Annotated in this window: 28 protein-coding genes; 25 read left to right on the top strand and 3 right to left on the bottom strand. The window is 39.0% G+C overall.

All coding sequences use genetic code 11. The features are described from left to right. The first annotated feature begins 50 nt into the window (after positions 1-50). The 11 genes from rnz to FC64_RS00655 all read left to right on the top strand — a co-directional run bounded on the left by rnz (position 51) and on the right by FC64_RS00655 (position 10,651). Positions 51-1,001 carry a ribonuclease Z gene (gene rnz / locus FC64_RS00705; RefSeq protein ID WP_057906090.1) on the top strand — a complete coding sequence of 317 codons (951 nt, stop codon included), beginning with the start codon at positions 51-53 and terminating at the stop codon, positions 999-1,001. Continuing rightward, the gene (locus FC64_RS00700) at positions 1,001-1,810 is read left to right on the top strand and encodes an SDR family NAD(P)-dependent oxidoreductase (protein ID WP_057906089.1); all 810 of its coding nucleotides are present in this window, start codon (positions 1,001-1,003) and stop codon (positions 1,808-1,810) included. The genes rnz and FC64_RS00700 overlap by 1 nt, the downstream gene beginning before the upstream one ends. Positions 1,811-1,837: 27 nt before the next feature. Next, the gene (locus FC64_RS00695; protein WP_057827900.1) at positions 1,838-2,122 is read left to right on the top strand and encodes a lipopolysaccharide assembly protein LapA domain-containing protein; all 285 of its coding nucleotides are present in this window, start codon (positions 1,838-1,840) and stop codon (positions 2,120-2,122) included. A 3-nt stretch (positions 2,123-2,125) separates the two neighbouring features. Continuing rightward, a complete protein-coding gene (recJ, locus tag FC64_RS00690) occupies positions 2,126-4,456 on the top strand; it encodes a single-stranded-DNA-specific exonuclease RecJ (RefSeq protein WP_057906088.1) in 2,331 nt (776 codons plus the stop codon). Between the two features lie 25 nt (positions 4,457-4,481). Next, positions 4,482-5,000 carry an adenine phosphoribosyltransferase gene (locus tag FC64_RS00685; protein WP_057906087.1) on the top strand — a complete coding sequence of 173 codons (519 nt, stop codon included), beginning with the start codon at positions 4,482-4,484 and terminating at the stop codon, positions 4,998-5,000. Between the two features lie 85 nt (positions 5,001-5,085). Beyond that, positions 5,086-5,235 carry a teichoic acid D-Ala incorporation-associated protein DltX gene (locus tag FC64_RS00680; RefSeq protein ID WP_057827902.1) on the top strand — a complete coding sequence of 50 codons (150 nt, stop codon included), beginning with the start codon at positions 5,086-5,088 and terminating at the stop codon, positions 5,233-5,235. Positions 5,236-5,252: 17 nt separating this feature from the next. Next, entirely contained in the window at positions 5,253-6,788 is a 1,536-nt protein-coding gene (dltA, locus tag FC64_RS00675) for a D-alanine--poly(phosphoribitol) ligase subunit DltA (protein WP_057906086.1), read from the top strand. Beyond that, positions 6,785-7,984 carry a D-alanyl-lipoteichoic acid biosynthesis protein DltB gene (gene dltB, locus FC64_RS00670; protein ID WP_057906085.1) on the top strand — a complete coding sequence of 400 codons (1,200 nt, stop codon included), beginning with the start codon at positions 6,785-6,787 and terminating at the stop codon, positions 7,982-7,984. Before dltA ends, dltB begins: the two co-directional genes overlap by 4 nt. A gap of 28 nt (positions 7,985-8,012) precedes the next feature. Further along, on the top strand, positions 8,013-8,243 hold the full coding sequence (gene dltC / locus FC64_RS00665) for a D-alanine--poly(phosphoribitol) ligase subunit 2 (protein WP_057906084.1): 231 nt from the start codon (positions 8,013-8,015) through the stop codon (positions 8,241-8,243). Next, entirely contained in the window at positions 8,243-9,529 is a 1,287-nt protein-coding gene (gene dltD, locus FC64_RS00660; RefSeq protein WP_057906083.1) for a D-alanyl-lipoteichoic acid biosynthesis protein DltD, read from the top strand. The genes dltC and dltD overlap by 1 nt, the downstream gene beginning before the upstream one ends. Before the next feature lie 81 nt (positions 9,530-9,610). Further along, positions 9,611-10,651, top strand: coding sequence for a serine hydrolase domain-containing protein (locus FC64_RS00655; RefSeq protein ID WP_057906082.1), 1,041 nt, complete (start codon positions 9,611-9,613; stop codon positions 10,649-10,651). A 39-nt stretch (positions 10,652-10,690) separates the two neighbouring features. Here the strand turns inward: FC64_RS00655 and FC64_RS00650 are convergent, their stop codons facing one another. Next, positions 10,691-11,593 carry an FAD:protein FMN transferase gene (locus tag FC64_RS00650; RefSeq protein ID WP_057906081.1) on the bottom strand — a complete coding sequence of 301 codons (903 nt, stop codon included), beginning with the start codon at positions 11,591-11,593 and terminating at the stop codon, positions 10,691-10,693. A gap of 15 nt (positions 11,594-11,608) precedes the next feature. Next, positions 11,609-12,166: a hypothetical protein gene (locus tag FC64_RS00645; protein WP_057906080.1), complete on the bottom strand. Its 558-nt coding sequence runs from the start codon at positions 12,164-12,166 to the stop codon at positions 11,609-11,611. Between the two features lie 168 nt (positions 12,167-12,334). Between FC64_RS00645 and FC64_RS00640 the strand changes: the two genes are divergently transcribed. The 6 genes from FC64_RS00640 to FC64_RS00615 all read left to right on the top strand — a co-directional run bounded on the left by FC64_RS00640 (position 12,335) and on the right by FC64_RS00615 (position 17,179). Further along, positions 12,335-14,413, top strand: a complete 2,079-nt coding sequence (locus tag FC64_RS00640; protein ID WP_081035585.1) for a peptidoglycan D,D-transpeptidase FtsI family protein — start codon at positions 12,335-12,337, stop codon at positions 14,411-14,413. 185 nt (positions 14,414-14,598) lie between these two features. Then, positions 14,599-14,748, top strand: coding sequence for a 50S ribosomal protein L33 (gene rpmG, locus FC64_RS00635; RefSeq protein WP_057827910.1), 150 nt, complete (start codon positions 14,599-14,601; stop codon positions 14,746-14,748). Between the two features lie 120 nt (positions 14,749-14,868). After that, a complete protein-coding gene (locus FC64_RS00630) occupies positions 14,869-15,528 on the top strand; it encodes a rhomboid family intramembrane serine protease (protein ID WP_057906079.1) in 660 nt (219 codons plus the stop codon). 15 nt (positions 15,529-15,543) lie between these two features. Then, a complete protein-coding gene (locus tag FC64_RS00625) occupies positions 15,544-15,762 on the top strand; it encodes a YqgQ family protein (RefSeq protein WP_057906078.1) in 219 nt (72 codons plus the stop codon). A 10-nt stretch (positions 15,763-15,772) separates the two neighbouring features. Next, on the top strand, positions 15,773-16,735 hold the full coding sequence (locus FC64_RS00620) for an ROK family glucokinase (protein WP_057906077.1): 963 nt from the start codon (positions 15,773-15,775) through the stop codon (positions 16,733-16,735). Between the two features lie 27 nt (positions 16,736-16,762). Continuing rightward, positions 16,763-17,179: a rhodanese-like domain-containing protein gene (locus tag FC64_RS00615; protein WP_235804824.1), complete on the top strand. Its 417-nt coding sequence runs from the start codon at positions 16,763-16,765 to the stop codon at positions 17,177-17,179. 48 nt (positions 17,180-17,227) lie between these two features. Here the strand turns inward: FC64_RS00615 and FC64_RS07270 are convergent, their stop codons facing one another. Further along, a complete protein-coding gene (locus FC64_RS07270; RefSeq protein ID WP_064485250.1) occupies positions 17,228-17,404 on the bottom strand; it encodes a DUF3042 family protein in 177 nt (58 codons plus the stop codon). Between the two features lie 129 nt (positions 17,405-17,533). On the opposite strand from FC64_RS07270, the gene miaA reads away from it, so the two are divergent. The 8 genes from miaA (at position 17,534) to priA (ending at position 26,327) form a co-directional block, all read left to right on the top strand. Then, positions 17,534-18,481, top strand: coding sequence for a tRNA (adenosine(37)-N6)-dimethylallyltransferase MiaA (gene miaA, locus FC64_RS00610; protein ID WP_057906076.1), 948 nt, complete (start codon positions 17,534-17,536; stop codon positions 18,479-18,481). Continuing rightward, positions 18,465-19,727, top strand: a complete 1,263-nt coding sequence (locus tag FC64_RS00605) for a methionine gamma-lyase family protein (protein ID WP_057906075.1) — start codon at positions 18,465-18,467, stop codon at positions 19,725-19,727. Before miaA ends, FC64_RS00605 begins: the two co-directional genes overlap by 17 nt. A gap of 79 nt (positions 19,728-19,806) precedes the next feature. Continuing rightward, on the top strand, positions 19,807-20,196 hold the full coding sequence (locus tag FC64_RS00600) for a MerR family transcriptional regulator (protein ID WP_057906074.1): 390 nt from the start codon (positions 19,807-19,809) through the stop codon (positions 20,194-20,196). Positions 20,197-20,226: 30 nt separating this feature from the next. Further along, positions 20,227-21,570 (top strand): type I glutamate--ammonia ligase, encoded by a 1,344-nt coding sequence (glnA, locus tag FC64_RS00595; protein WP_057906073.1) that lies wholly within the window; start codon positions 20,227-20,229, stop codon positions 21,568-21,570. 197 nt (positions 21,571-21,767) lie between these two features. Continuing rightward, the gene (gene gmk / locus FC64_RS00590) at positions 21,768-22,391 is read left to right on the top strand and encodes a guanylate kinase (RefSeq protein WP_057906072.1); all 624 of its coding nucleotides are present in this window, start codon (positions 21,768-21,770) and stop codon (positions 22,389-22,391) included. Positions 22,392-22,405: 14 nt separating this feature from the next. Next, complete coding sequence (gene rpoZ / locus FC64_RS00585; RefSeq protein ID WP_057827919.1) at positions 22,406-22,612, top strand: DNA-directed RNA polymerase subunit omega; 207 nt, start codon at positions 22,406-22,408, stop codon at positions 22,610-22,612. A gap of 84 nt (positions 22,613-22,696) precedes the next feature. Next, positions 22,697-23,908 (top strand): bifunctional phosphopantothenoylcysteine decarboxylase/phosphopantothenate--cysteine ligase CoaBC, encoded by a 1,212-nt coding sequence (gene coaBC / locus FC64_RS00580; protein ID WP_057906071.1) that lies wholly within the window; start codon positions 22,697-22,699, stop codon positions 23,906-23,908. A gap of 1 nt (position 23,909) precedes the next feature. Then, the gene (gene priA / locus FC64_RS00575; RefSeq protein ID WP_057906070.1) at positions 23,910-26,327 is read left to right on the top strand and encodes a primosomal protein N'; all 2,418 of its coding nucleotides are present in this window, start codon (positions 23,910-23,912) and stop codon (positions 26,325-26,327) included. Positions 26,328-26,338: the final 11 nt, after the last annotated feature.

The raw sequence follows: 26,338 nt of genomic DNA, 5'->3' as shown, positions 1-26,338 counted from the left end.
AGTGGACTATTATTTTTTTTGAGAAATAAAAAATAGATAGGGTCGATTTCATGGAACTTGAATTTTTAGGAACCAGTGCTGGATCACCGTCAAAATTCCGCAATGTGACGGCACTTGCGTTGAAATTGCTTGATGAAATTAATGAAGTTTGGCTTTTTGATGTTGGCGAAGGGACTCAACATCAGATTTTACGAACGACAATTCGTCCCCGGAAAGTAACGAAAATTTTTATTACTCATCTTCATGGTGATCATATTTTCGGTCTTCCAGGTTTTTTAAGCAGCCGTTCATTTCAAGGAGCAGAAGCAGCAACTCCGTTGACGATTTACGGGCCGCGGGGCATCAAACAGTTTGTTGAAACTTCAATGCGGGTTTCGCAAACCCATTTAGCATATCCCATCCAATATATTGAACTCGATGATGAAGAGGGCGTTCTTTTCGAAAATGATCGGTTTAAGGTTTCTTATGCTGGTCTTGATCATCGAATCAAATGTATTGGCTATCGGGTCGAAGAAAAAGATTATCCAGGCGAATTAATGGTTGAAAAATTACAGGAAGTTGGTGTTCGCCCAGGCCCAATTTACGGTCAGATTAAAACAGGCCAAATCGTGACGCTTGACGATGGGACACAGTTAAACGGTAAAGACTTTATCGGTGCGCCAAAGAAAGGCCGGACAGTTGCAATCTTAGGTGATACCCGGAAGACGGCGGGAATTGATAAGTTAGCCCTTAATGCGGATGTCCTTGTTCATGAAAGTACTTTTGGAAAGGGCGAAGCAAAACTTGCGCGCAATTATTACCATTCAACATGTATTCAAGCAGCTCAGACTGCTCAGCGGGATCACGTTAAGAAATTGTTATTGACCCATATTTCAGCCCGGTATGTTGGACCGATGGTTAAGAAATTGCAGGCCGATGCCCGGGAGATTTTCCCAAATACACGGGTTGTTCGGGACTTTGATACCTATAATGTTCCTTTTCCAGAAAGAAGGGAAAAATAATGAGTGGATACCGTGATTTAAAAAATTTAGAAGATCGAATTGCTTTAGTGACTGGCGCTTCATCAGGTCTTGGTGAACAAATTGCATACCAGTTAGCTCAAAAGGGCGCAATCGTGGTTGCGTGCGCACGGAATTTAGATCGGCTAAAAGAAGTTGCGAAATCGTGCGCTGAGTTTCGCGGCAAGAAAGCATATGCCGTTCAAATGGATGTTGCTGATCCAGAACGAATCGAAAAAGTCGTTTACCAGATTGAAAATGAAGTTGGTCCAATTGATGTTTTAGTAAACGATGCAGGTTTTGGGTTAATGCAAAATGCGCTTGATTTCGATATGCAAGTTGCTGAAAAAATGTTTCGGGTCAACGTTTTAGGAACGATTTACTTATCGAAGTTTACCGCTTTACAAATGGCAACCCGGAAGCGCGGTGCAATTATTAACATTGCCTCAATGGCAGGTAAAATCGCAACGCCGAAATCATCCGTTTATTCCGCAACAAAAGCTGCTGTTTTAGGTTATTCAGATGCTTTACGGTTAGAATTGAAGCCGCTTGGAATTAGCGTGATGACGGTTAATCCCGGACCAATTCGAACGAAATTCTTTGATAAAGCTGATGAAAGCGGTAATTATTTAGAAAAAATCAATGGCATCGTTTTAAATCCAGAATTGGTTGCCGAAAAAATCGTCCACTCAATTGGAACGGCGAAACGGGAGCTCAATCTGCCGTTTTTCTTCAACATTGCAAACGTTGGTTATGCGTTGTTTCCGCGACTGGGCGACTTTCTGGCAGCGGGAATCTTTAATCAAAAGTAAGTTGGTTAATATTTAGGAGAGATTAGATTGAAAAAGAAATTAAGTTTGATTGGAGTTATTGTCTTGCTATTGGTTGTGGCAATTTTTTCAATCTCAAATATGCAAAGTGTTTCAGTAAACTTTTTTGTCGCAAAGGTCAAAATTCCACTGGTGATTTTAATTATCATTTCAATTTTAATTGGGGTGATCATTGCAATGCTGTTCTCAGTATCTTCATCATTTAAGCACAAAAAACAAATCAAAAATCTGAATAGTCAGGTAAAAGATTTACAAGAACAGGTTGCAGGAAAATCAGAAAACAAAGAGGAATAAGATTTGATTACTTCAAATTATGATTGGAAATTGGCGGTTTCTAAACTTGATGATGGGCAGATCAATGAGCTTGCTCAAACCTTACATCATTCACCGTTGTTAATTAAAATTTTAGCTCAGCGGGGTTTGGAAAATGCAAATCAAATTAAAGACTTTCTAGAGCCGCAAGGACAGCATGTTCACGATCCGTATTTGCTTTATGATATGGAAAAAGCAATTGACCGGATTCAACAGGCAATTATTGAAAATCAGAAAATTTTTATCTATGGCGATTATGATGCTGATGGAATTACCAGTACGGCAGTGATGTACGAAACCTTACTTCAATTGGGAGCAAATGTTCATTATTTTGTTCCGGATCGGTTTAAGGATGGATATGGACCGAACTTATCAGAGTATCAAAACCTTGAAAAACAGGGAATGCAATTATTGGTTACCGTTGATAATGGGGTTTCTGGGTATGATGAAGTTCAATATTTGATGGATAAGGGCATTGATGTCATCATTACGGATCACCATGAACTACCAGCGAAACTTCCACCAGCATATGCAATCGTGCATCCAATGCATCCGAAAGGAAATTATCCGTTTAAAGGGCTTGCTGGGGTCGGAGTTGCATTTAAGGTTGCATGTGCTTTGCTTGATGACATTCCTCAAGAAGAACTTGATCTGGTTGCAATTGGAACGGTTGCCGATGTGATGTCATTGACGGATGAGAACCGTGATTTGGTTTCATTTGGAATTGAAGAATTGAAGACAACAATGCGTCCAGGATTAAGCGCGTTGCTTGAAGTTACGAAAACAAAACCGGATGAAATTGACAGTGACACAATCGGTTTTACCATTGCTCCGCGGTTGAATTCACTTGGAAGACTTGAGAATGCTTCGTTGGGGGTTAAATTACTGACAACACTTGATGAAACTGAAGCTGCTCAGTTAGCACAGCATACTCACGATCTAAATCAGCAGCGGCAAACATTAGTTGCAACGATCACAAAAGAAGCCGAACAGATTCTAAACCAAACTGGACAATCGCATTTAGTAAACGTAATTGCTGGAAAAAATTGGCATGAGGGGGTTCTTGGAATCGTTGCCAGTCGAATCACGGAAGAAACGAAGCGGCCAACGATTGTTTTAACGTTAACCGAAGACAATCTGTATAAAGGTTCGGGGCGCTCAGTTGAAGGATTCAATCTTTTTGAAGCGTTTGATTCACATCGAAAGTTGTTTGAAAGTTTTGGTGGGCACGCGCAAGCTTGCGGCCTTTCGATTAAACCAGATAATTTAGCCGGTTTTCAAGTGATTGCTGATCAAGAAGCGGAAAACCAGCACTTCAAAGGTGATAAACGTCCAGTGCTTGAAATCAATGAAGAACTTCCGGCGGCGTCAATTTCGCTTGATTTGATCAATGAACTGAATTTATTGGCGCCATTCGGATGCGATAATCCGCGCCCGGTATTTAAGATCACCGGAATTCAAAACCCGCAATTAAAAGTCATGGGTGACCAAGGACAACATTTTCGAATCGATTTTCAAACGGGACATGGCAGTTTAGCTGGGGTAAAATTTAACGCTTCGCCAGCTGAAATTCATCAATTGCAAGCTGAACACCTTGACGGAATCGCAATTGTCGGCGAGCTGACGGTAAATCGATGGCAAGGCCGGACAACTCCGCAGATTCAAATTTGCGATCTCAAGGATGAAACTGGAAATGAAGTTAACGACTTTAAGTTAAAGGTAATTGATCAACGTTTTATAAGTTCGCCAAATAAATTTAATTCCGAATTCGTATACGGCTTTTTCAATGTGAAATTATTGAAGCAGGTTGCAGCTCAGGTAGCCTCGAATATTAAATTGATTTCACTAAATGATCAAGTGCCAATTACAGGCGATACATTAGTGATTGTTGATTGCCCACCATCAATTGCAGCATTTGAAAGTTTAATTGACAGGTTGCAAGTCAAGCAGATTGTATTAAAATGTTATACGCAACATAATATTGCTTCCAAACCGCTGCCTAGCCGACAGGATTTTGGAAAGTTGTATCGTTTTACAAGTACGCACCATGATGTTGATTTAAGAAAAGATTTAGAAAAGTTAGCAAATTATTTGAATTTTGACAAAGAATCACTTGTTTTCATGATTCAGGTGTTTTCTGAGGCTAAATTTGTTAAAATTAAGAATGGTCTGTTAACTGGAACACCATCCAATCAACGAATTGAATTGACCAAGACAAAGCGTTATCAAGCACGCGTTGCCCAAATACAGGCTCAACAATTATTTTTAAATGCAAAAACAGCGGATTTGCTAAAGCGATTGGATTTAACAATATAAGTATTTTGATTTAAGGAGAAACATAATGGCATTAGATTTACATGATTATGTGGCAAGTATCCCAGATTACCCTGAAAAAGGTGTATTATTCCGTGACATTTCACCATTGATGGCCGATGGTGAAGCTTATCACCAAGCAACTGATCAAATTGTTCAGTTTGCTCGCGATAAAGGAGTTGAAATGATTGTTGGACCTGAAGCCCGGGGATTCATCGTTGGTTGCCCGGTTGCATTTGAATTAGGTGTTGGATTTGCGCCTGCCCGGAAAAAAGGCAAATTGCCACGGGAAACTGTTAAGGCTGAATATTCACTAGAATATGGAAAATCAGCCCTTTACATGCACAAGGATGCAATCAAACCGGGTCAAAAAGTTTTGGTTACCGATGATCTTTTGGCAACTGGCGGCACGATTAGTGCAACGATCGACTTGGTCGAACAATTAGGCGGAATCGTTGTCGGCTGTGCATTCATTATTGAATTAAAGGATCTTCATGGCCGCGATAAGATCAAGGGCTATGACATGTTAAGCTTAATGGAATATTAAGATTGATTTATCCCAATTGATATATGTTTATTTTTTAAATCATTTAGGATATAATCGTGGCAATGTTGAAGCAAGGAGGATTGCAATGAAAGAGAAGTTACGTGCATTTTGGCAAAAAGATTGGGTCCGTTTCATTGCACGGACTGTCTTTTACTTTGTCGTTTTGTTTGCTCTAGTATACATGTTCAGTTACAGTGGACTTACACAGCCACACTTTATTTATAACGAATTTTAAACAGGAGAGATGTTGAGATGGAAGCAAATTTGATTGCTCAAATTGACCAGTTTGCAGTTAACCATCCAGATAAAGCTGCTTATGATTACCTCGGGGTGGAAAATACTTATGGTGATTTAAAGAAATATTCTGATGCGCTTGCAAACTATATTTTAAAAATGAATTTGCCAGCAAAAGCACCGATTGTAGTATTTGGAGGACAAACTTTTGAAATGATTGCAGCTTTTTTAGGAGTTGTTAAATCAGGTCATTCATATGTTCCGGTAGATGTAAATTCATCGTTATCACGGTTGGAATCGATTAATGAGATTGGAAAACCAGCATTATATATTCAAGTTGAGGACTTGCCAGCTGAAATGCCAACAGTGAAATCGATCAGTAAGGCTGAATTAAATGATATTTACACGCATGGTGAATTTTCTCAGGAAATTACTTCAACGTCATTTGTTGATGGTGACGATACATTCTATATTATTTTTACATCTGGGACAACCGGGAAACCTAAAGGTGTTCAAATTAGCCATGATAATTTGAAGAGTTATGTTGAGTGGATGCATTCTGATGATTTTGGAATTAAGGCCGATGGAATTTGCCTTTCACAGGCTCCATACTCATTTGATCTTTCAGTTATGGACTTATATCCAACGTTAACAGCAGGGGGAAAACTTGCAGTTTTACCTAAAAAGACTACTGATAACTTTAAAGAACTGTTTGAAGTTTTACCTAAACTTCACGTTAATGAATGGGTCTCAACTCCATCATTTATGGATATTTGTTTACTTCAACCAACGTTTGATGAGAAACACATGCCGGAATTGAGTCATTTCTTATTCTGCGGTGAGGAATTAACCCATAGTACAGCAGAAAACTTGAAGAAACGATTCCCGCATGCACGGATTTTTAATACATATGGACCAACTGAAACAACCGTTGCGGTTACCCAAGTGGAAATTACTGATGAAATTTTAGCCAACTACAAGCGGCTGCCAATTGGTAAACCTAAAGCGGATACACGAATTGTTTTAGTCGATGATGATGTTCACCAGGTTGGCGATCATGATGAAGGTGAAATTGTAATTGCCGGTCCGAGCGTTTCAAAAGGGTACATTAATAATCCTGAAAAAACGGCCAGGGCATTCTTAGAAGTCGAAGGAACATCGGCATACCGGACAGGTGATTTGGGGCAATTTGATGAAAATGGTCAATTGTTATACAAGGGTCGGCTAGATTTTCAAGTTAAAGTTCACGGCTTCCGGATCGAGTTGGAAGATGTTGATCATCATTTAGGACAGGTTAGTTTGATTTCTCAAGCAACGACCGTTCCAAAATATGATAAAAATCATAAAGTTAGTCAATTAATTGCATATATTGTTCCTGAAGAGAATAATTATGAAGATGAATTTGAATTAACGCAGGCAATTAAGAAAGAGCTTCAAGAAATTATGATGGCTTATATGATGCCACAACGGTTTGTTTACGTTGATTCATTACCGCTAACTCCGAATGGAAAAATTGACCGGAAATCATTAATGAAAGAGGTTAATAACGAATGATTAATATTCAACCTTATCAAAATCCTGAATATTTCATTCTCCTAATAATTGGATTACTTCCAATTATGATTGGATTGTTGTATGGTCGGCGTTTTCGAACGTATGAGACGTTAATTTCAATTGCGTTTTTGGTTCTTACGTTCGGCGGGGTCAAGTGGCACCAAGGAATCGCACTGATTGGCTATGTAATCTTTGAATTGCTGTTAATTGCCTGGTACTTTAATTATCGACAGAAACATAATAAATCATGGGTTTTCTGTTTGGCGGTTATTTTAGCAATTGTTCCATTAGTGATCGTTAAATTGACACCACTTTTTGATTTTAATAAGGAATCAATTTTTGGTTTCTTAGGAATCAGTTATTTGACCTTTAAAGTTGTTGGAATGATCATGGAAATTCGCGATGGAATGATTAAAGAATTTCATCCGTGGACAACATTGCAATTTATCATTTTCTTCCCAACTATTTCATCTGGACCAATTGATCGGTACCGTCGGTTTAAAGAAGATTATGATAATATTCCGGATCGTGAAAAGTACGTTAGGATGCTTGAAAAAGCGGTTCACTATCTTTTCCTTGGATTTATGTATAAGTTTGTGCTTGCATATTTCTTTGGCCAATACCTAATGCCAAAGGTTGATGCGTTGGCGATTGCTCACGGCGGCTGGTCAGTGTGGGTATTCTTACATGGTTACGTTTATGCGATGGACTTGTTCTTCGACTTTGCCGGATACAGTCTGTTTGCCGTTGCAACCAGTTATGTAATGGGAATTGAAACCCCGATGAACTTCAATAAACCGTGGATTTCATACAACGTAAAGGATTTCTGGAATAGATGGCATATGACACTTTCATTCTGGTTCCGTGACTATATTTATATGCGGTTAGTCTTCTTTATGATGAAGAAGAAATGGTTAAAGAGCCGGATCGCGATGGCGAATATCGGTTACTTAACATTGTTCTTGATCATGGGTTTCTGGCATGGTGAGACATGGTACTACATTGCATATGGTTTATTCCAAGCAATTGCAATGATTGTTTGCGATGCATGGCAACGGTTCAAGAAGAAACACCGGGAGATGATCCCGCACAACAAGTTTACCGAAGCATTTGCGATTTTCTTAACGTTTAACGTGATGTGCTTCAGTCTCTTGATTTTCTCAGGATTCCTAAATACAATATTTGTTGTACACTAATTAATAATTAAAAAGTGAGGTTTTAGTAATGAAAGATCAAATTTTAGACATTTTAGCTGATATTACAGGTAGCGATGAAGTTAAGAAAGATTTAGATGTTAACATTTTCCAAACAGGTTTGTTAGATTCAATGGGGACAGTTCAATTGTTGCTTGAATTCCAAAACCAACTTGGCGTTGATGTGCCAGTTTCAGAATTTGACCGCTCTGAATGGGATACACCAAACAAAATTATTGCGAAAGTTGAAAGCATGAAATAATGAAATTAAAAAAGAAACTGTTTGAAATCTTTGGACCAGTTGTTTGTGCAGCTGTAATCTTAATTGCGATTTTAGTTTCACCTTTTAATTTCCGAAGCTTTAATTCTAAAACGATTCGTAAAGCAGCTGTTTCCCAATCAACAAATGTTTTTAAGGGAACTGTTGTTAAGCAAAAAGCGCTTGAAGAGGGTTATGTTCCGTTCATGGGTTCATCCGAATTATCACGGATGGATCCGATGCACCCATCAGTTTTGGCTCAAAAATATGACCGAAATTACCGGCCATTTCTTTTAGGGGCTGCGGGTTCGCAATCCTTATCTCAATTTTGGGGAATGCAAGGGATCAATAATCAGCTTAAGGGCAAGAAGGTTGTCTTTATTATTTCACCACAATGGTTTGTTAAACGCGGAATTAATAAAAATGCCTTTGCATTGTATTATTCAAATTTACAAGCTGTAACATGGTTGAAGACAGCCAAGGATACTTTGATGGATCGTTATGCTGCACGACGCTTGCTTGATATGCCGTCATCGCATTCTGATAAGATGATTGAACAGTGCTTATTACAGATAGCGGCTGGTCAAAAGTTGAATAAGGCTGAAAAAATATACTTAGATTTGAAGTACAATGAATTGATTCACGAAGATCAGTTATTCTCAACGATTGGAATGAACGATCGGGTTGCTAAAATTGATCGCGAAGCAAGTAAGTTGCCACGGCAATACAACTATCAAAAGTTGGATTCACTAGCTTATCAATTAGGAGCAAAGAATACGACAAATAATCCATTCCGGGTCGATAATGCCTTTTGGAATAATCGGTTAAAGAGCCAGGTTTCAAAATTACACGGCGAACAAGCAAAATTTGACTATGTTTCATCACCTGAATTTGGTGATTTCCAATTAGTTTTAAATCAATTTGCGAAGGATCATACCAATGTTTTATTTGTTATTCCGCCAATTAATGCACGGTGGGCAAAGTATACTGGCTTAAGAATGTCAATGATCAATGACTTTAACCAAAAGATCAAGTATCAATTACAGAAGCAAGGGTTTAATAACATTGTTGATTTAACTAACAATGGGAAGGAACCATACTTTATGCAGGATACAATTCACCTTGGATGGCGGGGATGGTTGAAGATGGACCAAGCAGTTGATCCCTTCTTATCAAATGATCAATCAACGCCGGAATATCATATTGACAACTCTTTTTATAATAAGAGCTGGCAAATGATGCAGGGAAATAAATTAAAGCAATATTTGCAAACTCATCAAGCAAATTAAAGTGGTGAGGCTGTAACTTGAGTTACAGTCTCATTTTTTATAATATAGAAGCTATCAGAATAATGGTAAGGAAGATTATCTTTGAAACGCAAATTCTTTGTGAAAGTAATTTTCGGAATTCTTTTAGCATTTCTATTTTTGAATTTCGGTCATTGTAATGCGGCCATGGTCAATAATTCATCGGCTGCTAAACGCGATGCTGTTAACAGTCTCTTAGAAAATAATAAAGTCAACGGAGTCGTTTTATTTGGTGATTTGGGAACGAATCCAACCGTTGTTGAATGTAACCAGCCTGGAATGAAACAAAATGATGTGATTACGGCAACGGGGCTATATCCAATAGCGTCATTGCAAAAGATTTATACGGGAATTGCAATTCAAAAATTGATCGATGAAGGGGAATTATCGCTGAATACAAAAATCAGTCAATTTTATCCGTCCATTCCCAATGCGTCAAAGATCACTATTGAAAATTTGTTGACTCACCGTTCAGGGATTAAAGATAGAACAAGTGGCCCAGCTGATTTATTGAAAAATCAAAAAGCCCAAATGAAATTTGCCCAAAGAAATCTTGATTCAACGGGGAAAACTGGTGCTTGGAACTATTCGAACAGTGATTATGCACTGCTTGCCGGAATCATTTCGAAGGTTACGGGACAAAGTTATGAAAGGTATTTATCAATGAATCTTTTCAAGCCAAATAATTTAAAAAACATCAAGTTTTATAATCAGGTAACGAACGCATCACAAATTACGAACGCAAAGGGGCCAGGAAATGCTCAAAACAATCATTTAAATTTCGAAGAATTGAAAACCGGAATGTCTGGTGAACTGGGTGCCGGAGAAGTGTTCAGCAGCGCGCAAGATTACTGGAGCTTTATTAGCGGTTTAGTTGCGGGAAAATATGTGCCATTAAGTAATATCATTTCTAACCCATATAATTATTATGATGGGGTTTACCTTGGAGATGGAATTATTCACGCTGACGGCTCAATTAATGGCTATCAAAGCTGTTTTATTGCGAATTATCGAACGAATCAGGCGTTTATTTTCTTTTCAAATAATATTACGTTCGGGCAGATGTTGAATTTGAGGGAAGAGTTATCGAATATTTGTTTATAAATAACAAGAGCGGTTGTGGCCCTATGTCACAATCGCTCTTTATTTGAGAATTTGAATTTCGTGATTTTGATACACAAAAACGGCTGCCATAAAGTGGCGGTCTTTTTTTAATTCGTCAATTGCAGTTTCAGGGTAAAAAAACAAACGCGTTGATTCAATTTCTCCCCAAACTGATTGATCAGTAAAAACAGTTACCCCCATTAACGGTGTTTTTAATGGGTAACCAGTCCGGGAATCAAGAATGTGGTGGTAAAAGTGGTGATTTTCAGTAAAATTTCGTTCATAAATTCCGGAAGTGACCGCAGAACATGCTGGCATTCGAACTACTCGCAGAGCTTTCCCACGTGGATTCCATGGATCTTGAATTCCAATTCGCCATTTTCGATCAGCATGTAGGGGGCTATTACCAATGGTTAGAAGGTTTCCACCAAGGTTAATAATTCCGGTTTTTATTCCCCAAGCGTGCCAAAGATCTTTTAGGCGGTCGGCAATGTAACCCTTGGCAATTCCGCCAAGATCAAGCTGCATTTTATTTTGTTGAAGTCCAATTAAATTAGGTTTTTTTATTATGATTTTTTGTGGATCAATTTGATGCAATAATTGATCGATTTTAACTTGAGAAGGCCGATGGGCATTATAGAAACCAATGTTCCATTCTTTAACTAGTGGACCGATTGTCGCATTAAATCCCCATGATTTAAGACTGATCTTTTTGGCAAGTGTGACGAGATCAAAGGTTGGAGTTGAAACCTTAATCATTTTTTGACCAGCGGTTTTGTTTATTCGACTGATTTCAGAATCTGGAAGATAGATTGAAAATAGTTTCTCATAATAATCAATTAACTGCTTACTGGGAGCGAAAACTTGCTGATCAAACGAACTGAAAACGGTCAGCGTAATTTTGGTTCCTAAAGCTTTAAAATGTGTTTGATATTTTTTCATCATAAACCCTCAAATTTATAATTCAGATGCGCCGGAGATTGCATCACTGTCATCATCAGTATTAATATCAATTAAATCTTGTTCGATTTCTTGGCGGTATTCTTCAGATGAAGAATCTTGATAGTGAAAAGAATGACTTGACTGTTTCGATTTTTGAAATTCAGATTCAATAAAACCACCATATCGATATTTTTTAATGATTTCAGTAATATTCTCACTGATTTGCAGACAACCTAGATAATTTTGAACCTCGTCGTAAATTGCGATGAAAGTCAAATTGTAATATTCATCTTTGACTTTTAATGCCCGCGAAATTTTTGAATTTTTTCCGTGTTTTAATTTTTCAAGAAAATCAAAGGTTGCAGGCATTGTTTTAAAAAATAAATGTGATGAAATTCGTTGATTAAGTTTTAAGTCCGGATCGAGCGGATGAATGATCATTTTGATACGACCGGCAGAATCAATAAAAAGGACTTCAAAGGGGAGCGCCTTTAGGAGGCTGACTAGCTCACTGATCTTTAAATTTCCATTTTCAAAAAAAAGAGTATCGTTTTTAATAAATGTCTTCTTCATAATTTCTCCATAAATTCCATAATTTGATTACTTTATTTAGATGGTTCGATTTGCTAATTTGTGATACCATGTATTAGGTACAGTTCAGCATTATCATATGCTGATTAAGCAGGAATTTCAATCAATGTTATTTTAATTGATTTAGTAATTAAGTGACGGTGAAATCTTTTGAAAATTTTTAAAAAACAACATAAATTCTCAAAGAGTAATCGAAATGGACATAAAGCAGACAGTATTCCGTTTCGGTTAAATTTTTTATTCGTAATTGTGTTCTTACTTTTTGCGGCATTGATTATTCAATTAGCTCATTTACAAATTATTGACGGGAAAAAATATGTTTATGATGCTTCAAACAGTAATATGCAAACCGAAACTAAAGATATGCCGCGGGGAATGATCTATGATTCTTCAGGCAAATTGTTGGTTTCAAATGATGCAGCAACGGCAATTACGTATACGAAGCCGCTTTCAGTTACTTCACAAGAAATGTATGACGTTGCGAATAACTTAACAAAGTATATCAGTGTTGATACTTCGCAGTTAACGGATAATATGAAGCAGGCATACTACCTTGGAAGGACAGCCAATGCAGAAAGAGTTCAAAAACATATTAAGGATGCGAATTCGTTAAGCGGCTCAGCTCTTTATAAACAAGAAATGGCGTATGTTAAGGATCATGGTTTAGTCAATAACCTTAACCAGCAGCAACAACAAGCCGCCGTTTTGTACAATAAAATGGATGGCGCATATTCACTTTCAACCATAATGTTGAAAGCTAATGGCGTGTCAGCCGTTGAAATGGCTCAAGTTGGAGCTCATTTATCACAGTTACCAGGAGTTAAGATTGGAACTAGTTGGTCACGCAGTTATCCAGGCGGTGATTCGATTAAGGAAATTGCGGGGACGGTAACGACTGAAAAGCAAGGTTTGCCAAGTGATAAATTGAACATCTTGCTTGCAGAGGGCTATTCACGTAATGACAGCGTTGGTTCAAGCTACATTGAATCACAATATGAAGATGCCTTGAAGGGCGACAGTGAGATCATTAAGGTTGAAACCCAGAATAATAAGATCAAGAAGGAAATCAAACAATATGGCGGAAAGCCAGGGGATGATATTCAATTAACGATCAATGCGCAGTTCCAAAATGATGTTCAAAATATCATGAAGAACTCCCTTCAAAGCGTTGCGGGTGGAAACCCATATGTTCCAGGCGCCTATGCCGTGGTTATGAATCCTCATACCGGTGCGGTTTATGCGCTTGCGGGAGTAAGCCGTGATATTCAAACCGGAAAGATCACTGATAATGCGATTGGCGCAATTAATCAGACCTTTGTCATGGGATCTGTTGTAAAGGGTGCAATGGTAATGGGAGCTCTTCAAGATGGGGTAATTACGCCAACGAATAATACCCTCGAAGAACAACCAATTAAGTTAGCTGGAACAGCACCCAAGACATCATGGTTTAACAAGAGTGGTTCGGCTAACATGCCATTAACAGCATCTGAAGCCTTGGAAGTTTCATCAAACACTTATATGATGCAGCTTGCAATGCTTGAAGCCGGACTCAAATATACGCCTGGAATGTCATTAGCAAGTATGTCGCCATCGATTTTCACTAAGATGCGGGATAACTTTAATCAATTTGGATTAGGAGTTAAGACCGGAATCGATCTTCCAGGAGAGTCAGCTGGTTTTGAAGGACCTTCAACCAAGGCTGATATTGGGAAGGCGCTTGACCTTTCATTCGGGAACTATGATTCATATACAACATTGCAGTTGGCACAGTACATCTCAACCATTGCTAATGGTGGTTATCGATTACAACCGCACGTCTTAGATTCAATCCATGATAACGGAAAAGATGGCAAGATGGGCAAGACGATTTATCAATTTATGCCAAATATCTTGAATATTGTTCCGGGAACAGCCGCCCAATGGGATGTTGTCAAGAAGGGACTCTACCTTGTAATGCATGGTAATAATCTGTATGTTACTGGGAAGTACCTGAATGGTGTTAAACCTGAAATTGCCGGGAAAACCGGTACAGCCCAAACATATTACAAGAATAATCCGACTGAAACGTTAAGTGGGGTAAGTTATGCTCCATATAATAATCCGCAAGTCGTTGTTGCAGTTGCGTTCCCTGGAATGGCGAATAATACTGAAAGTAAAGTTAACTTGGAAGCAATTAAGCAGATTTATGCAGCTTACTGGAAAGATGTTCAGTCAAGTGATGGATTTTAATTCAATATTAGGTAAAAAGAAGGTGAATTGATCACCTTCTTTTTTGGATTAGAAATCGTGTCAAGGAATTTTCCTTAACAATTAGTAAAAAACGGTAGCAATATCTTTTAAAAGATGATATTATATTAACGTTGAAGGTTTAAACACCTTATTAGACAGAATATGAAGAGTTGGAGGGTATTTCGATGCGTGTTAATATTACATTAGAATGCACAGAATGTGGCGAACAAACATACTTAACAAACAAGAATAAGCGTCACAATCCAGATCGCTTAGAACTTAAGAAGTATTGCCCACGTTGTCGTAAAGCGACTTTACACCGTGAAACAAAATAACAACAGGAATTAAACCCTGTTGTTTTTCTTTTAAGACGCTCATCCCCTTAAAAAAGGGATGTTTTTTATCACGTTCTGATGTAATCGGTGTCATTAGTACTGTGATTGAAAGGGAAAAGCATGAGCAAGAAAAGACCAAAGATAACAATTCTGTTGATCGTCATTAATATTGTGATGTATTTATTAATGACGGTTGCAGGCGGCTCAACTAATCCAAATATTTTAATTGAATTTGGCGCGAAAGATAATGCGTTAATTGCAGCGGGACAGATTTGGCGGTTATTTACGCCAATGTTTTTGCATATTGGGTTTCAACATATTGTATTGAATATGGTAACCCTTTACTTTTTAGGAATGCAGATCGAATATCTATTTGGTCCATGGCGTTTTTTAGTTATTTATCTGGTAAGCGGAATTTGCGGCAACATTGCAAGCTTTGCATTTACGCCAGCAATTTCAGCGGGCGCAAGTACGGCATTATTTGGTTTGTTTGGCGCATACTTGATGCTTGGCGAATCATTTCGGGATGACCCGTATATTCGGACGATTGCAAAGCAATTTTTAGTTTTAGTTGTTTTGAATCTGTTAAGTGACCTAACCGGATCAATTGATCTTTGGGGACACCTTGGCGGTTTAATAGGCGGTTTCTTATTAGGCTATGTTATGGGAGCTCCTCAAATTGGAAAAGTTGAAATGCATAAAAGATGGCTGGCCTTGGCTGGTTTAGTTCTTCTGTTTGCAATGATTTTTGTCAGAGGAATGCATACCGCTACGGCTTAAGGTGGGGATGTTATTTTGAAAAACTATTATGACGTTCAGCAATTTTTAAAGCAGTTCGGGGTTTTTATTTATGTTGGTAAACGACTGTGGGATATTGAATTAGCGGCAATTGAGCTTGACCATTTGTATAAAGCCGGCGTTGTTGATCAAAAAACGTACCTCAATGCCAAACTTATTTTGGATAAAGAACATCGCGAAGAAGAAAAGCGCGAAGCGGCGAAAAAAGACATTTAGGAGGAGCATTATGGATAAAAAATTAATTGGGGTTGACCTTGGCGGGACAACAATCAAATTTGCAATTACAACTGAAAATGGTGAAATTCAACAACGGTGGAGTATTGAAACCAATATTTTGGATGAAGGGAGCCACATCGTTCCGGATATCATTGAATCAATCAATCATCATCTTGAAATGTATGAAATGAAGCCAGAACAATTCATCGGAATTGGAATGGGAACTCCAGGCACAGTTGACCTTGAAAAGGGAACAGTTGTTGGTGCATATAATTTGAACTGGAAGACTGTTCAAAACGTTAAGGAAGAAATTGAAAAGGGCACAAACATCAAATTTGCAGTTGATAACGATGCAAACGTTGCAGCCCTTGGCGAACGATGGAAAGGTGCCGGCGAAAATGCTGACGATGTTGTCTTCATTACGTTAGGAACTGGTGTTGGCGGCGGAATCATTACCAACGGAAAACTTGTTCACGGAATGGGTGCTGGTGGTGAAGTTGGTCACATGAACGTTCACCCAGGCGGTTACTTATGTACATGTGGAAACCGTGGTTGTCTTGAAGCTTATGCATCAGCAACAGGGGTTGTTCGGGTTGCTCGTGACATGGCTGAAGAATATGCTGGCAATTCAAAACTTAAACAATTAACGGATGATGGTGAAGAAGTTACATCAAAATTAGTCTTTGATTTAGCTAAAGAAAACGATCCGTTGGCTAAAATGGTTGTTGACCGGGTATGTAATTACTTAGGTTTAGCTTGCGCAAACTTTGGCAGTATCTTAAATCCAAGTGCAATCGTAATTGGCGGGGGTGTTTCAGCTGCTGGTCAATTCTTACTTGATCAAGTTAAGAATTACTTTAACGAATATGCATTTCCAACCGTTAAGAGTTCAACTGAAATCAAGTTAGCTCAATTAGGAAATGAAGCCGGCGTAATTGGTGCTGCTTCATTGGCATTGAAGTTTAAAGACTAAACTTATTTGTTTTTTTGAAAGGAGCTAATTGAATTGCTTTTAGGAAAAGCCCCCTCGGTTTTATTTTGGGTCGATATGATTTTAATTATCATTTTATTGTGGATGGTAATTAATCAAATTATAATTTTTGTTCGTAGTCGACGGGCAGCGAAGATCGTCGATAATGAAGAATTCAAAAAGGCAATGCACCATGCTCAAGTTATTGATGTTCGCGAAGAAGATTCATTTAAAGCTGGTCACATTTTAGGTGCGCGGAACATTCCATTTTCACAATTTAAGATGTATATTGGCGGTATTCGGAAGGATATGCCAGTTTACTTATATGAACAAGGAAAAGCCCTTGCACTTCGATGTGCGATTATGTTGAAAAAAGAAGGCTTTGATAAGATTTTCGTGCTTAAAGGCGGATACAATAAGTGGGACGGTAAGAAGAAGAAAAATTAAGTAATAAAAAAGGCTGGGATCAAAATCCCAGCCTTTTTATTACTTTAACTAACGTTGGTGAGCTGAACGACTCTTCCGAAGAGCACGGCGACGGTGTTCTTCTAAGATTGCTTCACGTTCTTCCATTGGTTCAACAACTGTTTTCTTAAATGCATAAACGGCACCGGCAACAACGCCAACGGTTGTTACGATTCCGGTAAAGAATCCCTTACCAAATGATTTCATGGAAACTCCTCCTCAATTACTGGTATATTATCATTATGAATTAAATCGTCAAAAAATGCTAGACAAAACTGTTAAAATTTAACTTGAATGATACAATTACAAGAGAAGCAAGTGGAAAGGAGCGGAAAAGTGGCGCAAAAGGTTTTAATGATCGTTGGTCCCACGGCAGTGGGGAAAACAACGTTATCAATTAAGCTGGCTCAAAAGTTTAACGGTCAGGTCGTATCGGGCGATTCGATGCAGGTTTATCAAAAGTTAGATATTGGAACGGCAAAGGTCACTAATGAAGAAATGCAGGGGATCTCGCATTATTTATTGGATGAGATTCCAATCGACCAGCGTTTTTCAGTTGCTGATTTTATTGCTCGTACTAGAAAGGCAATTTCAAAAATTACAGCTCAAGATGCATTGCCAATGCTTGTTGGCGGGACGGGTTTTTATTTGCAATCGCTTGTGGATGACTTTCATTTTGGAAATGATCAATATCAAGATGATCATCTGCGAAATCAGTTGCATCAGTATGCCGAAGAAAATGGGCAGAAAGCCTTGTGGGATCGGCTTGATCAAATTGATCCGGTTGCAGCCGCTAAAATTCCATTCACCAACGAACGACGAGTAATTCGGGCATTAGAAGTTTTTGAAAAAACCGGCAAGAAATTTTCCGTTCAAAGCGATCATCCGAATAATAGCTATGACTTTTTGGTTATTGGTTTAAATACAGAACGCGCAGTATTATATGAACGAATCAATGACCGTGTTGACTTGATGGTCAAAGAGGGGGTACTTGATGAAGCCCGATACCTGTATGAAAATGGCGGTAGCAAGTTACCGGCTGGAAAGGGAATTGGCTACAAAGAATTTTATCCGTATTTTGAACATCAGGCTTCCCTTGAAGAATGTATTGCGAAGGTCAAACAAAATTCGCGGCATTATGCTAAAAGACAATTAACGTGGTTTCGAAATAAAATGGATGTTCACTGGTTTGATCTTATTCAAAACTTTGACACGGATTATCCGCGAATTATTGAATTAGTTGAAAAATGGTTAAAGGAGAAAAATAATGGAAAAATGGATTGAAAAATTTCCTCAGGATTTACAGCAAAAGGTTGCTGAAGTTGATCGAATGATTGCCCCACAATTGGCGGCAGTTGATGAAATGGTTTTGTATAATCAACAACGGATTTTGGATTTATACCGCAAGTATCATGTTGCTGAAGAAGATCTTGTTGGTTCAACGGGATATGGGTATGATGATATTGGCCGTGATAAGCTAGAAGATATTTTTGCCGATTATTTTAAATGTGATGATGCGCTTGTGCGGCCGCAAATGGTTTCCGGAACACATGCAATTTCGACGGCATTATTTGCATCGTTAATGCCGGGTGATACCTTATATTATATGACGGGAATGCCATATGATACGATTCAACAGGTAATTGGAATTGTTGGCGACAATCCGGGATCAATGAAAGAATATGGTATCAAGTTTGCATATACCCCGCTTAAAGACGGCAAAATTGATTACGATGCAGTGGGGAAAAAGTTAAATCAGGACAAATCAATTAAGGTCATTGCAATTCAACGCTCACGCGGATATGCGACCCGGGATAGTTTCACGGTTGCAGAAATTAAAAAGATGATTGAGTTTGTTAAGCAAATCGCTCCGAAAGCAATTATCTTTATCGATAATTGTTATGGTGAATTCACCGAAAAGGACGAACCAACGTTTTACGGTGCGGATTTAATGGCCGGGTCAATGTACAAAAACGCTGGTGCGGGGGTTGCTAAATCAGGAGCCTTTTTAGTTGGCCGGCACGATTTGATCATGCGGGCATCATCAAGATTATTTGCCCCAGGCCCGGGAAAGGGTGAAGGCGCAACGTATGGGTATCAACGAGATTTTTACCGTGGTTTTTTCCTTGCTCCACATACAACAGGAGAAGCGGTTAAAGGAGCGATTTTTACCGCGGCATTACTTGAAAAGATGGGAGCAGAAGTATCGCCAAAATGGAATGCTCCGCGGACTGATCTTGTTCAGACGGTCATTTTCCATGAACGGGAAGCAATGATCAAATTCTGTGCAAGTATTCAGCATAATTCACCGTTAAATGCATTTGTTGATCCAATTCCAAGTGAAATGGATAATTACGAAGACGAAATTATTATGGCATCTGGAAGTTTTGTTGAAGGCTCAACGATTGAATTATCAAGTGATGGTCCGCTGCGGGAACCGTATGCGTTGTATATCCAAGGTGGGCTTTCATACGCGCATGTCAAGGTTGCGATTACAAATGCGGTAAACGAAACGTACTATAAAAAGTGAGATGTTATAAAATGTGACATAAGTCGTTGACAGACAGTTTCGAGATTGATATGATTGAACCAATGAGAGGAGGGTTGTTATGAAAGAAAAGGAACTACGTCGCTCCCTTGCCGTTTTACCAATTGGAACGGTAATGAAGCTTACGGACTTAAGTGCCCGGCAAATTCGTTATTATGAAGAACAGGAACTGGTGATTCCTGAACGAAATGAAGGAAACCGGCGGATGTATTCATTAAACGATATTGATAAATTGCTTGAAATTAAAGACTATCTTGCGGATGGGTATAATATGGCTTCGATTAAAAAGATTTATGCTCAGAAGGCAGCCGAAGAAGAACGACGTCGTGAAAAGATGGCACAATCGTTATCTGATGATGCCGTTCGGAAAATTTTGCGCAATGACTTTGTCAATGCTAGTGGACTTAACCGGCATAGCAAACCTTCGATTCGTAACAATCGACCGCTCTAATTTATAAATTTTAAAAGGAGCCTATTAATAATGGTTAAGCATGATTATACTAAAGCCGATATTCGGCGGATGGCTAAAGAAGAAAATGTTCAATTTTTACGGTTAATGTTTACTGATCTTTACGGAACAATTAAAAACGTTGAGGTTCCAATTAGTCAATTAGATAAATTGCTTGATAATAAATTAATGTTTGATGGTTCTTCAATTGACGGTTTTGTCCGGATTGAAGAAAGTGATATGTGGTTATATCCAGATTTATCGACTTGGATGATTTTTCCATGGGGAAGCGAACACGGAAAGGTTGCCCGGATCATTTGTGAAGTATACACAGCTGATCGCAAACCATTCATGGGCGATCCGCGGAATAATTTAATGCGCGTTTTAGATGAAATGAAAGCAGAAGGGTTTACCGACTTTAATATCGGTCCGGAACCTGAATTCTTTCTTTTTAAGCTTGATCCTGAAACTGGCAAGCCAACAATGCATTTAAATGATAACGGTAGTTACTTTGACTTCGCTCCGGTTGATATGGGTGAAAATTGCCGGCGCGAAATCGTCCTTGAACTTGAACGCATGGGTTTTGACGTTGAAGCATCTCACCACGAAGTTGCTCCGGGACAACATGAAGTTGACTTTAAGTATGAAGATGCTTTGCATGCTTGTGACAATATTCAAACCTTTAAGTTAGTTGTTAAGACCGTTGCCCGGAAACACGGTTTGCATGCAACATTCATGCCAAAACCATTAGCTCAAGTTAACGGTTCTGGAATGCACATTAATATGTCACTTTTCGATAAGAATGGTAATGTCTTCTACGATGAAAACGGTGATCAAAAGTTATCCCAAAAGGCATATTACTTCTTAGGCGGATTATTGAAACACGCCCGGAGTTTCACGGCGATTACTAATCCAACAGTTAACTCATACAAACGATTGGTTCCGGGATTTGAAGCACCAGTTTACGTTGCATGGTCTGGTCGTAACCGTTCACCATTAATTCGGGTTCCAATGGCACGTGAACAGGGAACGCGGTTTGAATTACGGTCAGTTGATCCTTCAGCTAACCCATACATGGCGATTGCTGCAATCTTAGAAGCGGGTCTTGACGGATTACGGAATAAGATTGAGCCTGCTGCATCAGTTGACCGCAACATTTACGCAATGGATGAAGAAGAACGGCGTGAAAATGGTATTAAAGATTTGCCATCAACATTACACAATGCCCTGAAAGAATTGAAAAATGATGAAGTAATTCAAGGAGCCCTGGGTAAACACCTCTTTAACAATTTCGTTGAAGCCAAGACCCTTGAGTGGGATTCATACCGGCAAGACGTTTCACAATGGGAACGCGATCAGTACCTTGAATTATACTAAAACTGATTTGAAAGTAATTAAAGACTGTGACGGATGTCACAGTCTTTTTGTTATCTTCAGATGATTGTATTTCAAATTCATTGATCAGCAATAAATGAAATCTTCATTAGAAATTTGAAAACCTTTGGAAATCACTTGAAAAATAGGCGTTTAAAGGGGATAATAGTTATTAAAATTGTTTCTAGAGGAGATTCAAAATGCCAAAACGCGGAATGTTAATTGTTCTTTCAGGACCATCAGGAGTTGGAAAGGGAACTGTACGGAAGGAAATCTTTTCACGTGAGGATAATACTTTTCACTATTCAGTTTCAATGACGACCCGGAAGAAGCGTCCCGGAGAAGTTGATGGAAAAGATTATTTCTTTGTTTCAAAGGAAGAATTTGAAAAGGAAATTGAAAATGGCGGAATGTTGGAATACGCTAAATATGTTGACAACTATTACGGAACACCTTTAAAATATGTTAATGAAATGTTAGATCAAGGTAAGGATGTTTTCCTTGAAATTGAAGTTAAGGGTGCAATGCAAGTTCGGGAAAAGGTTCCGGATGGGTTGTTTATTTTCTTAACACCACCAGATTTAATGGAATTACGTCAACGGATCATTAATCGGGGAACGGATGATTTAGCAACAATTGACAAGCGAATGGAAAAGGCTGTCGGTGAAATTGAAATGATGCAGAATTATGATTATGCAGTTGTGAATGATGAAGTCCCGAAGGCTGCAGAAAAGATTCAAACGATCATTCGGGCTGAGCGTTGGCGTGTAAAGCGGTTCTTACCTGATTACAAGAAGCAACTTGGCTTAGATGATCAACAATAAGGAGATGCTGTCAAATGATTTTATATCCATCTGTCGATAAACTTTTAGAACATGTTAACTCACGTTATTCATTAGTAATGTTAGCAGCTAAACGTGCTCATGAATTAGATGCTGGCGCATTACCATTGTTAAATGAAGACGAATATAAGTCAGATAAAAATGTTGGTAAGGCTTTGGAAGAAGTTGAAGCTGGCAAGTTGACAATTAAAGGCGAAAACTAATTTTTAATTTAAATTAATATGATGGGAGGTTGTGACATGGTGTCCGACCTCTTTTCTTGTATTAATGAATGATGGGGTGAAGAAATGGCATTGGAAGGTAAGAAAATTGCGGTTTATGTGACCGGAGGGATTGCAAGTTATAAGGTTGCAAGTTTTGTCCGGCTTTTGATCAAGGCAAAAGCTGAAGTCCGCGTAGCAATGACGACGGCAGCAACGAATTTCATTTCACCGTTGACAATGGCGACGGTGTCGAAGAATCCAGTATTAACAAATTTTAATAACGCTGAGCAACGCGGTGAATTTATTCCACATATTGAAATTGCGCGGTGGGCAGACCTTTCGATTGTCATTCCGGCTACGGCAGATATCATTGGTAAAATGGCCAATGGAATTGCTGATGATCTAGTCTCATCGGCGCTGACTGCAACGGCGAAGAATAAATTCATTGTTCCGGCAATGAATGATGAAATGTGGGATAACCCTGCTGTTCAACGAAACGTTCATCAGTTAAAAATCGATGGAATTCATGTAATGGAACCAGCGACCGGCTTTTTAGCAGAAGGATATGCTGGAAAAGGGCGAATGCCAGAGCCACAACAGGTCCTTGACTGGATTGGAAATCAAATGAACGATCAACCGTTTCGGGGAATCAAAGTACTGGTAACTGCCGGTGGAACCCAAGAGCCAATTGATCCGGTACGATTTATTGGAAACCGTTCAAGCGGCAAAATGGGAATCGCGCTTGCTGAAAATGCAGCCCTTCAAGGAGCAGATGTAACGTTGATTGCCGGAATGGTCACGGTTGACTTACCCACGAACATCAAGGTAATCCGGATTCAAACGTTTGCGGAATTGCAAACCAAATTAATGGAAGAATTTCCGCAAAATGATGTCTTGATCATGGCAGCAGCGGTTTCGGACTATCATGTTGAACAGTCGGATGATCAAAAAATTAAAGCAGATGCTAATCAGCAAGTTCAGTTGACACTGAAACGAAATCCAAATCTATTGCGGATGTTAGGTAATCAAAAGCATCGGCAAATTTTAGTTGGATTTGCTGCTGAAACGGATCATTTGCTTCAAAATGCAACGACCGAACTGGAAGATAAAAAGGTTGAAATGATCGTTGCCAATGATGTTTCACGCAATGATATTGGATTTGGAAGTGATCAGAATGCAGGCTATATTTTGCAGCCGCATCGGGAACCAATTAAAGTTGCAAAAGCTTCAAAAAAAGTTTTTGCTCAAAAAATATTAAATGAAATTCAGAAATTAATCAGAAAAGAGGAAGGTTAAAATTAGTCGATATGCAGAAGTAATTGTCGATGTTCCGACAATGCAGACCAACCATCCGTTTACTTATCAAATTCCAGAAAAGTTTCAGGATTTCTTGCGAGTCGGGATGCGCGTTGTGGTTGAATTCGGCAACGGAAATCGGAAAATTCAAGGATTTGTGACGGGGTTGACAGATGAATATTCAGGTGAACATCAATTAAAATCGGTGATCGATGTGCTTGATTTGAATCCGGTTTTAAGTGATGAAGCCATGGCGATGGCTGATTGGCTGACACAGCGGACATTTGCATTTAAGATTCGCTGTCTGCAAGTCATGCTTCCGAATGCGATGCGGGCAAGTTACCGCAAAACGCTTAAACTGACAGGGAAAATTAAAGATCCAGCTTTAGCTGCGCTTTTTAATGAGCAAAGCGAAATTGAATTTAATCCACAGAAGTTAGCTTCAACTCAATTAAATCAAATTGAGAAATTGCGCAAGGCAAATCAAGTTGAAATTGTTTATCACGTTGATGATCGGGCAAAATCAAAGTTCGTTTGGGCATTTAAAGCCCAAATGTCGGTCAAAGAGTTGCAGACAGTCAAGAAGACGTTAAGGAAAAATGCGGTCAAACAGAAACGTTTGCTTGATTTTTTGATTACTAATCATGAACAAGAATTTGTTCAAAGTGATGTGACTCGGGAAAATAATTTTACTGCAAATGACTTAAAAACGGCTGCCGAAAAAGGATGGATCACGCGTTATCAAATTGAAAAGTACCGTAATCCGTATCAGGTCGATCAGGTTCAGCCGTCAACGTCGAAAAAATTAACTGCTGAACAGGCCCATGCAACGGATGCTGTTGATCAGGCAATTAACGAAGCTCAGGCAGCAACCTTTTTACTTGAAGGAGTAACGGGAAGCGGCAAAACTGAAGTTTATTTGCAAATCATTCAGCATGCGCTTGCGCAAGGTAAATCAGCCTTAATGCTTGTTCCGGAAATTTCGTTAACGCCGCAGATCGTTCGCCAATTTAAGGCTCGATTTGGTGATCAGGTTGCTCTTTTACACAGTGCATTGTCCGACGGTGAACGGTATGATGAATGGCGCCGAATTGAAAACGGGGACGCCCAAGTTGTTGTTGGCGCCCGTTCAGCTATTTTTGCACCGATCAAAAACCTTGGCGTCATCATCATGGATGAAGAGCATGAAACAAGTTACAAACAGGAGGATATGCCGCGGTATCACGCGCGCGATGTTGCTCAATGGCGGGGAAAATATCATCATTGTCCGGTTGTCCTTGGAAGCGCAACGCCGTCGCTTGAGTCTCGAGCACGCGCTCAAAAGGGTGTTTATCAATGGTTGCGATTAACGAAACGAATTAACGGGAAAGCTCTGCCGCAAGTTCAATTGGTTGATATGCGGCAAGCAGGCCGTTATGCACCGACAACTGATATTTCACAAGAATTGGCAACTGAGATTCAGAAAAAACTTGCGTTGAATGAACAAGTTGTTTTAATGTTAAACCGGAGAGGATATTCTTCATTTTTAATGTGTCGCGAATGCGGCGAAGTGATCAAATGTCCGAATTGTGATATTTCATTAACATATCATAAAGATACGAATTCATTGAAGTGTCACTATTGTGGTCATGAAGAACCGGTTCCGCAAGTTTGTCCGAATTGTCATAGCAAGGCCGTCCGGTATTTTGGAACTGGAACTCAGCGGGTTGAAAAAGAACTAACTGAACTTTTTCCAAATGTCCGAATTTTACGCATGGATGTTGATACGACTCGTCGTAAAGGAGCACATGAACGAATCTTAGATGAATTTGGCAAGCATCATGCCGACATTTTACTTGGTACCCAAATGATTGCCAAAGGACTGGATTTTCCGAACGTAACGCTTGTGGGGGTATTGAATGCCGATACTTCACTTGGATTGCCAGATTTTCGGGCAAGTGAACGCACCTTTCAACTTTTAACTCAGGTAAGCGGACGTGCTGGCCGGGCCGAAAAAGAAGGAAACGTTTTAATTCAAACGTATAATCCGGATCATTATGCGATTCAGTATGCGCGGCGTCAGGATTACGAGCATTTTTTTGCAAAGGAAATGCATGTTCGACACCAAGGCGGATACCCACCGTATTACTATACGGTTCAAATTACTGCAAGTGCGCGGAAGGAAACGGATGCGGCGCAAAAAATGTTCCAAATTCGCGGTGAGATCGTGAATTATTTGTCTCAAAACGCCGTGATTTTGGGACCGACCCCGCAGTCAATTATGCGAATCAATAATCGCTATTACTATCAGTTAGTCATTAAATATAAAAATGAACCGCAACTTGAAAATTATCTTCAAAATTTATTATTAACAAGTCAAAAAGAAGAACGAAATGGATTGCAAATCGTGATCGATCGCGATCCAATGAATTTTATTTAATTGAGGAGTGA

This window comes from Ligilactobacillus araffinosus DSM 20653 (assembly GCF_001435375.1).
GTDB lineage: Bacteria > Bacillota > Bacilli > Lactobacillales > Lactobacillaceae > Ligilactobacillus > Ligilactobacillus araffinosus.
Note: the sequence above shows the minus strand (reverse complement) of the source record. Positions and strands in the feature narration are given on the sequence as shown.